General features: G+C 64.4%; 14 protein-coding genes and 1 pseudogene. 7 read left to right on the plus strand and 8 right to left on the minus strand.

Annotation, left to right across the window (positions count from 1 at the left end; all coding sequences use genetic code 11):
- Positions 1 to 281: 281 nt before the first annotated feature.
- Positions 282 to 745 (minus strand): annotated as a pseudogene (locus FJ956_RS23570) (DUF2231 domain-containing protein).
- 409 nt (positions 746 to 1,154) lie between these two features.
- The gene (locus FJ956_RS30620; protein ID WP_181170279.1) at positions 1,155 to 1,316 is read right to left on the minus strand and encodes a hypothetical protein; all 162 of its coding nucleotides are present in this window, start codon (positions 1,314 to 1,316) and stop codon (positions 1,155 to 1,157) included.
- Between the two features lie 178 nt (positions 1,317 to 1,494).
- On the opposite strand from FJ956_RS30620, the gene FJ956_RS23575 reads away from it, so the two are divergent.
- The 3 genes from FJ956_RS23575 to FJ956_RS30735 all read left to right on the plus strand — a co-directional run bounded on the left by FJ956_RS23575 (position 1,495) and on the right by FJ956_RS30735 (position 2,810).
- On the plus strand, positions 1,495 to 1,728 hold the full coding sequence (locus FJ956_RS23575; protein ID WP_140680616.1) for a hypothetical protein: 234 nt from the start codon (positions 1,495 to 1,497) through the stop codon (positions 1,726 to 1,728).
- A 200-nt stretch (positions 1,729 to 1,928) separates the two neighbouring features.
- Entirely contained in the window at positions 1,929 to 2,075 is a 147-nt protein-coding gene (locus FJ956_RS23580; protein ID WP_140680614.1) for a hypothetical protein, read from the plus strand.
- Between the two features lie 306 nt (positions 2,076 to 2,381).
- Positions 2,382 to 2,810 carry a hypothetical protein gene (locus FJ956_RS30735; RefSeq protein ID WP_140680612.1) on the plus strand — a complete coding sequence of 143 codons (429 nt, stop codon included), beginning with the start codon at positions 2,382 to 2,384 and terminating at the stop codon, positions 2,808 to 2,810.
- A 146-nt stretch (positions 2,811 to 2,956) separates the two neighbouring features.
- On the opposite strand, the gene fhuB is transcribed toward FJ956_RS30735, so the two are convergent.
- From fhuB to FJ956_RS23600, 3 genes are read right to left on the minus strand one after another with little or no spacing between them, the layout of a single operon-like run.
- A complete protein-coding gene (gene fhuB / locus FJ956_RS23590; RefSeq protein ID WP_140680609.1) occupies positions 2,957 to 4,909 on the minus strand; it encodes a Fe(3+)-hydroxamate ABC transporter permease FhuB in 1,953 nt (650 codons plus the stop codon).
- The gene (locus FJ956_RS23595) at positions 4,899 to 5,792 is read right to left on the minus strand and encodes an iron-siderophore ABC transporter substrate-binding protein (protein WP_140680607.1); all 894 of its coding nucleotides are present in this window, start codon (positions 5,790 to 5,792) and stop codon (positions 4,899 to 4,901) included. The genes fhuB and FJ956_RS23595 overlap by 11 nt, the downstream gene beginning before the upstream one ends.
- Positions 5,793 to 5,814: 22 nt before the next feature.
- Positions 5,815 to 7,938 carry a TonB-dependent siderophore receptor gene (locus tag FJ956_RS23600; protein ID WP_181170278.1) on the minus strand — a complete coding sequence of 708 codons (2,124 nt, stop codon included), beginning with the start codon at positions 7,936 to 7,938 and terminating at the stop codon, positions 5,815 to 5,817.
- A 175-nt stretch (positions 7,939 to 8,113) separates the two neighbouring features.
- Here FJ956_RS23600 and FJ956_RS23605 point away from each other — a divergent pair, with 175 nt between their 5' ends.
- Entirely contained in the window at positions 8,114 to 8,539 is a 426-nt protein-coding gene (locus FJ956_RS23605) for an SRPBCC domain-containing protein (RefSeq protein WP_181170277.1), read from the plus strand.
- A 36-nt stretch (positions 8,540 to 8,575) separates the two neighbouring features.
- Here FJ956_RS23605 and FJ956_RS23610 read toward each other — a convergent pair whose 3' ends face one another.
- A complete protein-coding gene (locus FJ956_RS23610) occupies positions 8,576 to 8,998 on the minus strand; it encodes a helix-turn-helix domain-containing protein (RefSeq protein ID WP_140680601.1) in 423 nt (140 codons plus the stop codon).
- 100 nt (positions 8,999 to 9,098) lie between these two features.
- Here FJ956_RS23610 and FJ956_RS23615 point away from each other — a divergent pair, with 100 nt between their 5' ends.
- Both FJ956_RS23615 and FJ956_RS23620 read left to right on the plus strand, forming a co-directional pair.
- On the plus strand, positions 9,099 to 9,953 hold the full coding sequence (locus FJ956_RS23615) for an NmrA family NAD(P)-binding protein (protein WP_246672145.1): 855 nt from the start codon (positions 9,099 to 9,101) through the stop codon (positions 9,951 to 9,953).
- Positions 9,954 to 9,990: 37 nt separating this feature from the next.
- Positions 9,991 to 10,578, plus strand: coding sequence for a dihydrofolate reductase family protein (locus tag FJ956_RS23620; protein WP_140680597.1), 588 nt, complete (start codon positions 9,991 to 9,993; stop codon positions 10,576 to 10,578).
- 242 nt (positions 10,579 to 10,820) lie between these two features.
- Here the strand turns inward: FJ956_RS23620 and FJ956_RS30625 are convergent, their stop codons facing one another.
- Together FJ956_RS30625 and FJ956_RS23625 are read right to left on the minus strand one after the other, a co-directional pair.
- A complete protein-coding gene (locus FJ956_RS30625; protein ID WP_181170276.1) occupies positions 10,821 to 10,970 on the minus strand; it encodes a hypothetical protein in 150 nt (49 codons plus the stop codon).
- Between the two features lie 154 nt (positions 10,971 to 11,124).
- Positions 11,125 to 12,393, minus strand: coding sequence for a cytochrome-c peroxidase (locus tag FJ956_RS23625; RefSeq protein ID WP_140680595.1), 1,269 nt, complete (start codon positions 12,391 to 12,393; stop codon positions 11,125 to 11,127).
- Positions 12,394 to 12,598: 205 nt separating this feature from the next.
- On the opposite strand from FJ956_RS23625, the gene FJ956_RS23630 reads away from it, so the two are divergent.
- Entirely contained in the window at positions 12,599 to 14,131 is a 1,533-nt protein-coding gene (locus FJ956_RS23630) for an acid phosphatase (RefSeq protein WP_140680593.1), read from the plus strand.
- The last annotated feature ends 164 nt before the right edge of the window (positions 14,132 to 14,295 follow it).

Consider the following 14,295-nt stretch of genomic DNA (forward strand, 5'->3'; position numbering starts at 1 on the left):
CGACGGTCCATACGAAAAAAGAGCCCTCCATGGTCTGCGCCACGGTAGAAATGCTCTCCCTCACCCGACTTGCTGCCCGTTTTTCCGGCCCCTGTCAAGAAACCGTGAAGGCTGGAACCGCAGCGTCTTCAGCCGGCTAGAGGTGGATTTGGGTCAAAATGCGTCGATTTGAAGAATTGCGAAACAAGCCAGTCGCAAAATCTTTGGACCAGATTGCGGGGAGTGCCGGCGGCCGGCGCGGTCTCCTTATTGTCGACCGAGCAGCGACAAAGCCGGAAACGTCAGCGCCGTTCGTCAGGGCTGTCGGCGACACCGACATGGTGGCGATAGACCATCTCCCAGCCCTTCCATCCGGTAAACAGAAGGATGAGAACCACGAGCAGGGGACAGCGCGAGGCCGACCGGATTACGGCTGCATCGCCATGGGCATAGCGCGAATACCAATTGTAGGGCTGTATGAGAACGACAAGCACATTGCCGCCGGCGTGAAGCCATGCATCCTGAAGATTGCGGATCTGGTCATCGCCCAACACATCCGTCAGGCCGGCAACAGCGGCCAGGGCCGCCATGATTAGGCCGGCCTCGAGAAGCCAGAGCGAGCCACTTACCCAATCCGGGTTGCCGGTTCGCCAGAAGATCAGGTCGCAGAACAAGGTTCCGACGAAAAACGCGATGGGAAAGGGGATCAGCATGGGTGGATCGGATGGCCGCCGATGCTTGCCGTGCTGCGCGGATAGTGGGTCATGGCGACGCCTTCAAGCTAGCTGGGCCGACCGACCCTGACCAACGGAACTGGCCAGCCGCGACAGAGAACAAGAAAACCCCGGCGGCGGTGGAATTTTCCATTACGCGCCGGCCGCTCGCGGGCCGCACCGACGCCTTTCCGCCAAAGAACCGCGAAGCTCGGCTGTTTGTCGGCAGAAAGCTTTTCGGTTCTCGGTACGGTCCCCCAAATGTAGCCGACCGGTCTTCATCAGGGAACGTCGATGACGACCATCAGGAGGAGCGGGCAGCCTGCTCGGCAAGCGCCCGGGCGTCGCCGATCCGGCAAAAATGCCGGCAGCCCGATCTCGCTGGCCTCGCGGCCGCGCGAAATCCTCGGGGATTGCCAGGCGCTCCACCAGCCTGGTCAGGCCTTGGTGCTCGCCAGTCATTCACTTGCTGCCTTGCTGCACTGCGCCCGGCACGACCAGCGCTCCCTGGTCCGGCTCCGAATATTTGAAGCCGATAAAAAACAGCGCAATGATGAGAACGCAGATTGCCAGCACCGTGACGAGGGTCCTTCCCGGGTTTTCGGCTGGCGGTCTGTCTTCCATGGCAATTCGCCTCGGGATCTAAACTCGGCGACAACGCCAGGGTTCCCGCGCCTCAAGGCTGACGCTTCGCCACGAAATTCTTAAAGAAGCGGCTCCGAGTCCGTGGCGCGCATCACAAAAATGACGCGCTCGCTCCGCAATATGCCAGGCTGGATGCGCTAAAGCGGGGTTCATCGTTATGGATGCCAGCGAATTGCAGGCCATGGGCGATACGCTGATGCGCGTTGTCACCCCCGATATGAAACCGAAAGACCTGCTCAAGGCGGTGCGAAAACTGCATCCGGACGCCAAGAAGAAGGACATCGCCCGCGCGGCGTTCCACGCCATCATCGCCAACGCCGACCAGGATCCCGGCAAGTCGCGCAACCTTCAGGCCTTCGCGCTTGCCGAGCGTACCCAGCAATCGGAATAAATTGCCGCGAATTGTAGCGTCGGGCTTGCCGGAAACTTAATAAGCGATTTCTAATTTAATGGCTCAGCCGGCAGCTGGAGCAATTCCAGGAAAAGTGTGTCACGGTTTTCCGTCCGGAATTGCGTAAAGACAAAGAGATAGAGGGGTTCGGCGTTTTCGTGAAACGCTGAAGCGCTCTAGCCCCAACCGGTAACGAGTTCATGACCAAAAACCTCGGCAATGCCAAACCCGGTGCTCCTGCCAAGGAGATAAACCCCTCGCTGCTCGGCAAGGCCGCGCCGGCGCTGTTTCCGCTGGTCGTCGCGGCGCTTGGCTATCTCGTCGGCCGGCATTTCTTCGGCTTTTGACGCGGCCGGCCGGCACGTCGGTCCAAGTACGATTGGTCGTCTCGACCATACCCCTTGCAGCTTTGGTCCTAGGGCCTAGGTCGTTCTTGTCCTTGGCCGGGCCCAAGCGCATGCTCACAACAGCCGGCGGCCTCGCAAACTCCGGTCAGGCCCGGCCGCCGAACCCAGTATCACCCCCCCAAGGCTGCCGGGCCGCGCCGCCGTGCATCCGAGCTTGCACCGCCAGGATGCCATACTGCGAAAATCCGCTGTTCCGCTCGGACGCTTTCGAAATCCGCTGCCGCATCGTCTCGCTGACCGAACGCCATGCCGAAGTCGAATTCCGCCGCGTCGGGGCGCAATGGCGTGCCTGCTTTGCCACAAATCGTTTTTGTTCGTCAGGATTCGCAAATATATCGAATATTGGCGAGTGCACTTGCACTAAAGATCAATAAGCCCCGCTTTACGGCAACTCAAGGCGCGCTAGATCGTATTGGGTCGGAGACAGGAAGTTCTTCGAGCGAAGAGCAGGAGCTGTATATGGTAACAAGCGAGCCAGACAGTGTCCGCGTAAAGACCGTCAATGGCCAATGGATCGTGCGCGTCGTCGACGGCGGCAGGCTGACGCAGCAATTGTACGATATTCATGCGCAAGCCGAGATCTTCGCCGAGGAGGAGCGGCTGCGACTGGGGTTGCCCGGGGAGCCGCCGGCCGAGGAGCCGGTCGGGCCGCTGCGACACGGGCGATCTCGCTGAAGGGCGAGGGGAATTTATCGAGGAATTCGCGTTCCGACGTTAGAGCCGGATGATTTCAGGTCGGTTCGACCTGAAATCTGAATCCGTCTCTAAATCAAAGAGATAGAGCATGATGTCGTCCGAAAACCGCTTCACACTTTTCGGCATCATGCGCTAGCGGCCGCGCGCCTTCCCAACACCGCTGCCATCGCCGCCAGGCTGCCGATCAGCACCGAAAGCACGCCGGCCGGAAGTTCGGTCGGCGCGAACATGGCACGCCCAACCCAGTCGGCGAATACCACTAGAGCGGCTCCGGTCATCGCCGCGCCGAGGAGTTGCGGCCCGGCGCGGCGCAGGCCGAGCAGGCCGGCAAGATGTGGCGCCAGCAATCCGACGAAGCTCATCGGGCCGACGATCAGCGCCGCCGCCGCCGTGGTGACCGCACCGAGCATCAGCACGACGAGACGCGCCGCGCCGAGCGGAACGCCGAGGCTGGTGGCGACGCCGGCGCCGAGCGGCAGGATCTCCAGCCAGCGGATGGCAAGCGCCGAAAGCGCCAGCCCGGCAATGCCGGCGGCCAGCACGATGACGGCAAAGTCCAGCTCCACCCAATAGGTCGAGCCGCTCAGCCACGCCAGAACCTGGCCCGAGCGCGGATCGCCGAGCGCGAGAAAGAGCAGGCTGGAGGCATCGAGCAGCGCGGTGATCGCGATGCCGGTCAAAAGCAGCCGCTCCGGCGTGAAACCCTTGTCGAGGCCGAGCAAAAGGATTGCGCCTGTCACGGCCAAGGCGCCGATCGTGGCGCCGAAGAGCTGCAGGCCGGCACTGGCTTCGGCGAAGAAGAGCAGCGTCGCGATCAGCCCCATGGCGACGCCGCCGCCGATGCCGAGGATTTCCGGACTCGCCATCGGGTTGGCGAACAAGCGCTGGACAAGGCAACCGGCGACGCCTAGTCCGAGGCCTGCGCCGCAGGCGGCGACGACACGCGGCAGGCGCCATACGAAGGCTTCCGGGTAGAGGCCGAAGCCCTGCGGCGCGCGGCCGGCGAGCAAGGCGAGCGCAAGCATCAGGACAAGCGCGATGCCGAGGCCGGCAAGCACGGTCATCGGCCGTCGCGCGCCGCCGACGCCGAGGCGCGTGGCGATGCCGCCGCCTGCCTCCAGCATCAGGCGCGGCACGCGTCTGAGCAGCAGGATCAGCATCGGCGCGCCGATCAGCGCGGTGACGGCGCCTGTCGGCAGGTTCGCGGCCCGCTCGGGCGGCAGCAGCTGGATGAGCTGGTCGACGAGGAGCACAAGTCCGGCACCGCAGAGCGGCGCGGCGACCAGCCGCTCGCCGAGCTTCTCGGCGCCGAGCACGCGCGCCAGATGCGGCGCCGCCAGCCCGACGAAGCCGATGATGCCGACGGCTGCAGCGACGCTCGCCGAAAGCAGCACGGCGGTGGCCAGGAACAATGGCTTCAGCAGCCTCGTCAGGCCAAGGCTCTTCGCCTGCTGGTCGCCGAAACCGAGGATGAGCAGCGGTCGGGCGAGCGCGGCGGCGACGATCGCGCCGGCGGCGACACGCAGTGCCAGTTGCTCGACGCCGCTCCAGCCATCCTCGACCAGCGAGCCGGCGCCCCAGATGAACATCGAGGCGAGATATTGCTGGTTGAGCAGCATCAGCAGGCTGGAGATCGAGCCCAACGCGAAGCTGACGACGAAGCCGGTGAGGATCAGCGTCGTCGGGTCCCGCGTGCCCCAGCCGATGGCCGCGATCAGTCCCCAGGCGGCGAAAGCACCGCTGATCGCCAGGAGCTCTGGATGCGCGGCATGCAGGGCGGGCGCGGCGAGCAGACCGATGGTCAAGGCCAGATGCGCGCCGGCATTGACGCCGAGCGTTTCGGGTGCCGCGAGCGGGTTCTGCAGCACCTGCTGCATCAGGACGCCCGCGAGCCCCAGGGCCGCCCCGGCCAGCAGGGCGACCGCGAACCGCGGCCAATAGGCATAGCCGAGAAGCAACGCGCGCACCTCAGGGCTGCCGCCAATCCTGGCGATGTTGGTGGCGATCAGCCAGGCGACGAGCGCGAGGTAAAGGCCGCCCGCGATGAAAATCGCTATCCGGCGGCCGTCATGAAGCATGGCCGCGCTCGAAAAGCTCTGTGTGCCGCAAGAGCTGGTCGGCGAAGCGGCCGGCCGACGGCAGGCCGCCGAATCCCCAAACGCTTGGCAGGATCGCGTAATTGCCGGGCTGGAAGACCGGCAGCCGGCTGAGCAGTCCGTCGCGCTGGGCAAGCTTGGCGCGCACGGCCGGCGGCACCGGTTCGATCACCAAAAGGGCAGCGTCGCGGATGGCGAACAACTGGTCGATGCCGGCATTGGCGAACCCCCAGAAATTGCCGTCGGCGGTCCAGGCATTGGTCAGCCCGGCGCGCTTCATCACGTCGTCGAACAGGCTGCCTTTGCAGAACACCCAGGCGTGGCGGTCGTCCTGGAAATAGAGCACCAGCACCGGTCTGGTCGCGGTCGCGCCGATGGTGTCCTTGAATTTCGCGATGCGCGCGTCGGTGGCCGCGATCAGACCGGCCGCCGCCGGCTCGCTGCCGATGAGCGCGCCGAGCCGTCGCGTGTTCTCCTGCGCATGGCGATAGGGCTCGAGGTCGTCGGTGTAGGTGGCGAGGCTGATGACCGGCGCGATTTTGCCGAGCACCGGCTCGATCGCGGCGAACTGCGGCGTCGACAGGATCGCGTCGGGTTTCAGCGCCGCCAGATATTCGAGGCTGGGCGTGGCCCGAAGCCCGATCTCCGCGACGCTGGAGGGCAGGGCGGGTTCGCCCACCCAGTCGCGGTAGCCGGCGCTTTCCGCGACGCCGACCGGCGCGACGCCGAGCGCCAGCAGCGTCTCGGCCATGCCCCAGTCGATGGTCGCGATCCGCTTGGCATGGGCCGGAACGGCCTCGCCAGCCGCCACCGGCGGAACCGGCAGCAGGATGAGAAGCGAAGCCAGGAGCAGCCTTGCGATCACGATTGCCGACCGGCCGACGCCGTCACCATTTATAGCCCATGGTCAGGCTGATCTCCCGGCTCTCGCCGTAGAAGCAGGTGGTGTTGCAGGAGGCGACATAGGTCTTGTCGAACAGGTTGGAGACGTTGAGCGCCGCCTTGAAATTGTCCTTCTCGTAGCGGATCGCGGCATCGACCACGGCGTAATCCGGCACCTTCTGCGTGTTGGCGGCATCCGCATAGGACGAGCCGACATAGCGCACGCCGCCACCGATGGTGACGCCCGGCAGGCGGTCGGACGGGATGGCGTAGTCGAGCCACAGCGAGCCGAACTGTTCCGGCGTGCCGGTCGTCACCTTGCCGATCTCGGCCGGGTTGCCTTGCTTGATCTTGAGGTCGTACCAGGTATAGGCGCCGGTCAGCTTCAGGTCGGGCGTCAGCTGGCCGACGGCCTCGAGCTCGACGCCGCGCGAATTCACCTTGCCGATCTGCCGGTTGAAGTTGATCTGGCCGTCGCCGGTCACCACGTTCTGGCGCGTCAGGTCGAACAGCGATGCGCTGAACATCACGTCGTTCAGCCGTGTCGGCTGATACTTGACGCCAGCCTCGTATTGCACGGCCGTTTCCGGCCTGAACGCTTCGCCGGTCTTGGCATCCGTGCCGGTCAGCGGCAGGAACGAGTGCGAGACGGAGGCATAGGGCGAGATGCCGTTGTCGAAATTGTAGATGAGGCCGGCGCGGCCGCTGAAGGCATCGCTGGAATAGTTCGTCTTCACACCGGTCGGCCGGTCGGTGACATGGGTGCGGGCGTCGTCGTAGCGGCCGCTGAAGACGAAGTTCCAGCGGTCGATCTGCATCGTGTCCTGGGCGTAGAGGCCGGTCTGGTTCTGCAGCGTGTTCGACTGGTCGTAGCGCGTGGCGACCGGTGACACGTCGCCGTAGACCGGGTTCAGCACATTGAGCGGCGACGCGTCCTCGAAACCCGACTCGTCATGCAGGTCGAAGCGCTTGTAGTCGAGGCCGACAAGCAGCGTGTGGTCGATCGGCCCGGTCGATGTCTTCCACTCGACCTGGTTGTCGACGGTGAACAGGCCGAGATCCGGCTTCGACAGGAAGTTGGCGCGGTCGAGCATGCCGCTGGCCGGATCGTCGTTCACCCAGCCCTCGCCATAGACGTTGCGGAAGTCGACATCGAGATGGCCGTAGCGCAGGTTCTGGCGCACCGTCACGTCATTGTCGAAACGGTGCTCGAACTCGTAGCCGATCATCTGCTGCGAGCGCTCGAACTTGTCGACGCTGGGCTCGCTGGTGAAGAGATCGCGTGAAATCTTTCCCCATGGCGCGTCGACGACAGTGCCGACATAGGGCAGGAAATTCTGGCCGCGCGTCTTCAGCTTCGAGACGTTCGCATAGACGGTGAGACTGGTGTCCTCATCCGGCTTCCAGGTCACCTCCGGCATGATGGCGAACTGGTCGTTGTCGGTGTAATCGACCTGGGTGCCGCCGTAATTGCCGGTGGCGATGAAGCGATAGGCGAGCGTGCCGTCCTTGTTGACGCCCTCGACGTCGAGCCCTGACCAGACATTGCCGAACTCGTTGACGCCGATCGCGGTCTCGCCGCGGTTCTGGAAGGTCGGCCGCTTGGAGACGAGGTTGATGAGGCCGCCCGGGTTCGAGGCGCCGTAAAGCGCCGACGACGGCCCGCGCAAGATGTCGATGCGGTCGAGCAAATAAGGGTTCACCTTCCAGGTGGCGAAACTGTCGCTCGACTGCAGCTGCAGCCCGTCGAGGAAGTAGCTGTTGACCTGCGAGGAGAAGCCGCGGATCAGGAACCAGTCGTTGCGGGTGTCGTTGCCAAAGGTTTCCGAGCGGATGCCCGGCGCATAGCGCGTCGCCTCGACGACCGACCGCGCGGCCTGGTCCTCGATCTGCCGGCCGCCGACGACGCTCACGGCCTGCGGCGTTTTTTCCAGCGGCTGGTCGGATTTGGTGGCGCTGGCGTCCTTCTTGGCCTTGTAGCCGTCAAAGCCGGATGTGCCGTCGCCGACGGCCTCGCCCTGGACCTCGATCGGCGCCAGCACTTCCGATTTCTCCTGCGCCAGCGCCTGCGGCAAGTGCAAAAAGGTCGTCGCCAGCAAAAGCCCCACCAGAACGCGCCGGTCCGTCATCAGCCTGATCCCCATCTCGAAAAGCTGCGGGCAGCGCTATGCAAGATGAGTAAAAGAGTCAACTTTTAATTCGCGCTATCGCCGGTGGTGACCTGCCGTCCCTTGTCGGGCCTCGCATCGCGACCAACATATCGCATGTTGTCTGGCTAACGATGCTGCCCGGGAAATGAAGCTTATGAAGGTTAGCGTCAGTCGTGTTTTCGACAGGCCATGCGAGGATGTGTTCGCGGCGTGGATTGATCCGCAAATAGTTCGCCTTTGGCTCTTCGTCGGCCCGACGAACCGGATCGTCGACGTCGACATCGAACCGGTGCCAGGCGGTCGGATATCGATCGACGAGCGCAATGACGGCAGGCTCATCGAGCATTGGGGCAGGTTCGCCAATGTCGAACCGCCGCATAAGCTGTCGTTCACCCTCAACGTCCCGAAGCATTTCCAAGGAGAAGCCTTGATCGATCTCGACTTCGCCCGGCTTTCCAGCGGCTGTCGTCTGACGCTCACCCGGACCCAGGCTGGGCCACCAAAGGCTGAAGAAATCTGGCGGCGCATGCTGGACGGCCTTGAGCGGATTTTCAATGGACAACCTGCCTATCGTCAATGACCCGTGGCGGTAAACACAACAATATGCTGGCCTGGATCACGATCCGGGCGAATGCTCAGCCCTGAGCCTCTCTTTCATCCGCTTGAGCGCCGGCTCACCGCCGGCCGCCAGCTCATCGGCTACCTGCGCGAGCTTCTCGTCTGCCTTGCGATATTTGCTGCCCCAGGCGCCCAGGGTCGCCAGCACAGGCAACAGGTCGATGCCGGCTTCGGTCAACCGGTAGATCGCCTTCAGCCCGTGCGTCGGGTCGTCGCTGCGGGTGAGGATGCCTTCGTCCTGCAGCGTTTGCAGCCGCTCGGCCAGAGTGCGCGACGAGATGCCTTCGTCGGATTGCAGAAACTCACGAAAATGCCGTTTCCCGGCGAAGACCAGGTCGCGGATGATGAGCAGCGTCCAGCGATCGCCGAGCAATTCGAGCGAGAGACTGATCGGGCAGCCGGACCGTTCCTTGGTCGACATCAGTATGGTTCCATTTTTAAATCACTTTACTATTGACATCATTTCTGCCTTGCGTCAAATGGTTCCGAAAGTAAATCATTTGGGCAGAGAGGAGATCGACATGAGCCAGCAAGCCAACCGTACGATCGTGGTCGTCGGCGCAACCAGCGAAGTCGGCGCCGAGGTCTCGGCCAGGCTGACCGGCGCAGGGCACACGGTGCGCGGCGTCGCCCGCAGCCTCGGCGTTGCGCTTGATGACCAGGCGGCGCTCGACGCTGCCTTCTCGGGCACCGACAGCGCTTACGTGATGATCCCCTTCGATGTCACCGCGCCCGACCTGCATAGGTTCGAAGATGAGGTCGGCGCACGGCTGGCATCGTCCATCGCCAAGGCGGGCCTGCGTCGCGTCGTGCTGCTCAGCGGCCTAAACGCCCATCTCAGAATGGGTACCTCGCTTGGCGCCGCGATGATGGAGGAGCGGCTCGCCGCGCTAGGCCTGGAGAAACTCGTCTATCTACGTGCCGCCTTCTTCATGGAGAATTTCGTCAAGGGCATGGGCTTCGTCGAGCAGGCGGCGTCAGGCGTCTTCGCCTCGCCCTTCCGCGGCGACCTGCCGATGCCGCTGATTGCCGCCAAGGACGTTGGTGAGCGCGCCGCCGAGCTGTTGAGTGCCGAGCATTTCCCGGACCGGCGCGTCGTCGAACTGCATGGCAGCGGCGACTACACGCTCGAACAGGCCACCACCATCCTGGGCCGGGCGATCGGCAAGGATGTCACCTATCATGAAGCCTCGTTCGCCGATGCGCGGGCCGGCATGGTCGCCAACGGCATATCGGCGAGTTTTGCCGACGCGCTTGGCGAGACGGCGGCAAGCTTCAACAGAGGCGAGCGCTGGGCGCTGGAAGCACCGTCGGCCGAAAACGCCACGCCGACCAGCTTCGAAGCCTGGGCGCAGGCCTTCGCCCGTTCGCGCTGAGCCTTCACGGCAGAAATTCCAGGCGAGGAGACCCAAAATGAAGAAGCTCATCCTGCAAATGCAGATGTCGGTCGACGGTTTCGTCGGCGCCGATGAGGACCGTCGCTGGCAGCTCTGGGAGTGGGGCGATGACAGCGCCTGGGACGAGGAGCTCAAGCAGGACTTCAACGCTGTCTTCACGACCATCGACACCATCCTGTTGAGCCGCAAGATGGCTGAGGAGGGCTATCTGACCCATTGGAGCAAAGCGGCGAGGAAATATCCGAGGGACCCTTTCTACGCCTTCGCGCAGCGCATCGTCGAGGCTGAGAAGGTTGTGGCGAGCGACAAGCTCGAAACATCGCGCTGGGAGCGCACGCGCGTCGTCGGTGGCGACCTGCCGCGCGAGGTCGATGCGCTGAAGCAAGGCGCGGGCGGCGACATCGCCGTGTTCGGCGGCGCCGGCTTCGCCTCGGCGCTGATCGCCGCCGGCCTGGTCGACGAGTTCCAGCTCTTCATCAATCCGGCGGTTCTGGGCAGCGGCCGCCGCATCTTCGAGAAGGGCGGTTTTGGCAGGCTGAAGCTCCTCGGCTCGAAGCCCTATGCCAGCGGCATGGTGGTGAGCCGCTACGCACCGGCACAATGAGGAGCTAATGCATGTCGCGCAAAAGTGTGCAGCGGTTTTGCGATAACGACATGCATGAAAACAAAGGCCTAAAGCGCGTCGCCTGAATCCGCTTCGGCGCGACGCGCTTTAGGTCGCGCCGGCTTGAATCAATCCGTCAGCGCGTCTTCTCAACCGCCTGTTTGGTTGTGCCTTTCCCGCAACGGCTGCGAGCCGCCTCCGCTGACCAACCGCAGGTGCGCGCCGGGCCGTGGCCAGGCCGCCTAGTCGTTGCCCACGGCGACGAACCAGCGGGCCTCGCGCGATGTCAGGCCGATAAGCACCCGGCCGGCATATTCGGCCGGCGTGCCATTGCCCGTATCGAACACCGCCCAACTGCCGCCGGGCGGCTCCTGCACCGCGACGAACCTCATCGGAGACTCCATCTGTGAAGAGATAGACAATATAGCAGGTGCGACTTGGCGTTCCTATGACGTGGCTCACATTGGCACACTTTTTCGGTGGATAGCACGGCTCCGGCTGCAAGCAGGCCGTGTGTTCCACCAGTCCCCTTGGCTGCCGGTCGCCCTATTGCCCGGCCTGGTCGGCGTCGGTCAGCGTGCCGAGGAAGGCGACGATGGCGTCGATCTCGGCGTCGTTCAGCGCCGGCTTGTCGCCCGGCTTTTTGCCGTTGAAGGGTGGGTCGGTGTTGATGTTTCCCCAGTAAGCCTTTGGCAGGTCGTCGAATTTGTCGACCCTGCCGTCCGCCTTCTTCGGATACCAGCGCCCGGGATCCGTGTCGCGGCTGGCGTAGAAAGCGACCGCCTCGCGCAGCGAGTGGAAATAGCCGTTGTGGAAGAAGCTTTTTCGCAAGGCCACGTTGCGCAGGGTCGGCGTCTTGAACAGGCCGCAATATTCGGCGTGGCGTTTGAAATCGGTGCGCAACGGTCCGCACAGGCCGAGGTCGACATAATTGGGATCGGCGTTGGCCGGGATCGCCGGATTGCGCGGCACGGCGATCGCGATCAGGCCGTAATCGGTGAACTGCGGCGGCTCGCCGTCATTGGCGGGCTCGCTGAGATGGCAGCTCGCGCAATTGCCCTTCGCTTCGTCCTCGAACAGCATGCGGCCGCGCAATTCCTGCGCCGAGAGCTGCGCCTTGCCGGCAAGGAAGGCGTCGTAGCGGCTGGAATAGGGATAGAAATCGGCGCTGCTCTGCTCGAATGTGCCGAGCGCTTCGATCGCGGCGTCGAAGGCATCCCGCGGGTGTTCGAGCACATCCACGCCGAACGCCGCCTCGAAGGCGTCGGCATAGGGCGCCTTGCGCAGCGCCGCGACCACCTCGGCCTCGTCCTTGTTGCCCATCTCGAAGGGCGACAGCAGCGGGATCATCGCCTGGTCCTTGCCGTGGTCGGCGCGGCCGTCCCAGGTCAGCCCGCCGGTCGGGCCATTGTCGACGCTCTCGTCGCCTTCGTCCTCGGAGTCGTAGAAATGCTCGGTGAAGGCGGGCGCCGCCTGCAGGTAGCGCAGCGACGGCACGGCGCGAACGCCGGCCCGGTCGAGCTTGGCTCCGCCCATCTCGACGGGTGCCGCCGAGGCCGGTCCGAAGGCGTGGTTGGGATCATGGCAGGACGAGCAGGCCTGCTTGCCCGAGGCAGAGAGCGAAGGGTCGAAGAACATCTGCCGGCCGAGCGCCGTCAGCGCCTCGGCGCGGGCGAAGGCTTCCCGGCGCGTCATCGGGCCGGGATGGACTCCGGATGGCTCCTCGGTGTTGGCGGGCGCGGTGAAGGCGACGATCGTGGCCGCTGCAATGGCGATCGCGTGATTTTTCCGACGTCCCATCGTCTTCGGCGACATCCCTGATTTCCTTCGTCCGATTTCGTTCGCGACGTAAGGTTCGAGTGCAACGGATTGATGACCGGCTTTCCCGCTCACGAAACCGTGTTCGGCCGGGGCGGAACTGTCACAAAGGTGACAAGGCATCGAAGTAGCTGGGCATTGATGCAGTTGCGTTCCTGCATTGCCGTCCTCCAGCCATTCCCAAGCCACGAGGCATTTCCCGATGACCCGATCCTTCCTCTCGCTTTGCCTCGCCTCCACGGCGCTGGCATCGCTCTCTGCCGCCGCCCACGCGGCCCCTCCCGGCTACGACAAGATCGACACCGTCGTCGTCATCTACGCCGAGAACCGCAGCTTCGATAACCTCTACGGCGGCTTTCCTGGCGCCAACGGCCTGGCCAACGTTTCGCCCGACCAGGCGCGTCAGCTCGACCGCGACGGCAAGCCGCTTTCCGAGCTGCCGCCGGCCTGGGGCGGACTGACCGGCAAAGGCGTCACGCCGGCGGTGACGGAAGCGCAGAGCGCGCATCTTGCCAACGCCACCTTCGCCATCGACGATCCCAAAGGCTTCAACGAGGGCACCAACGTCGTCACGCACGACCTCTGGCACCGCTTCTACCAGGAGCAGATGCAGATCGACGCTGGCCGGAACGACAAGTTCGTCGCCTGGGCCGATTCCGGCTCGCTGGTGATGGGCCACTATGACGGCTCCAACCTGCCGATGTGGAACATCGCCAGGAAATACGTGCTCGCCGACAATTTCTTCCAGGGCGCCTTCGGCGGGTCCTTCCTCAACCACTTCATGCTCGCCTGCGCCTGCGCCCCGTTCTATCCGAATGCCGACACCAGCCCGGTGAAGGGCCAGATCGCCGTCGTCGAGCCGGACGGCGTGACGCTGAAGCCGGCCGACAATTCGCCGCCCTCGGCGCTGGGCGGCGTGCCGAAATTCGCCAATGACGGCGCCATCACGCCCGACTTCTACGTAGTCAACACCATGCAGCCGCCTTACCAGCCGAGCGCCAACAAGCCGGCCGAGGGTGGCGATCCAGCGCTCGCCGATCCGGCGCAGCCGACCACGCTGCCGCCGCAGCACGAGATCACCATCGGCGATCTGTTGTCGCTGAAGGGCATTTCCTGGGCGTGGTATTCGGGCGCCTGGCAGGCGGCGCTCGACGGCAAGAACGCGACGCCCGTGCCGAACTTCCAGTTCCACCACCAGCCCTTCAACTATTTCGCGGCCTATGCGCCAGGCATGGCCGCGCGGGCCGAGCACCTCAAGGACGGTGGCCTCGGCGGCGAAGAGTTCATCAAGGCGATCGACGACGGCAAGCTGCCGGCCGTGTCCTTCTACAAGCCGCAGGGCAACCTCAACGAACACGCCGGCTATGCCGACGTGACCTCGGGCGACCAGCATCTGGCCGACCTCGTCGCGCATCTGGAGAAGAGCCCGCAATGGCAGCATATGCTGGTGGTCGTCACCTATGACGAGAATGGCGGCTTCTGGGACCACGTCGCGCCGCCCAAGGCCGACCGCTGGGGCCCGGGCAACCGCATCCCGGCCTTCATCGTCTCACCCTATGCGAAGATGGGCATGGTCGACCACACGCAGTACGACACCACCTCGATCCTGCGCTTCATCACCGCCCGCTACGACCTGCCGGTGCTGCCCGGCATCGTCGCCCGCGACAGGGCGCTGCGCAACAACGACCAGCCGCCGATGGGCGATCTGACGGCGGCGCTCGATCTGACGAAGTAGCCTCTCAGAACTTGGGTTCCTCACCCCGCCCAAAGGCGGGGAGAGGTGTCCGCGCAGCGGACGGAGAGGGGGCTTCGTAGGCGCTCCCCCTCTCCGTCTCGGCTTCGCCGAACCACCTCTCCCCCATTTCATGGGGGCGAGGAAACGCCAATCGCCCACGGTCT

Origin of the sequence: Mesorhizobium sp. B2-4-3, assembly GCF_006442815.1 — a bacterium.
In the GTDB taxonomy this organism is placed as follows: Bacteria; Pseudomonadota; Alphaproteobacteria; order Rhizobiales; family Rhizobiaceae; genus Mesorhizobium.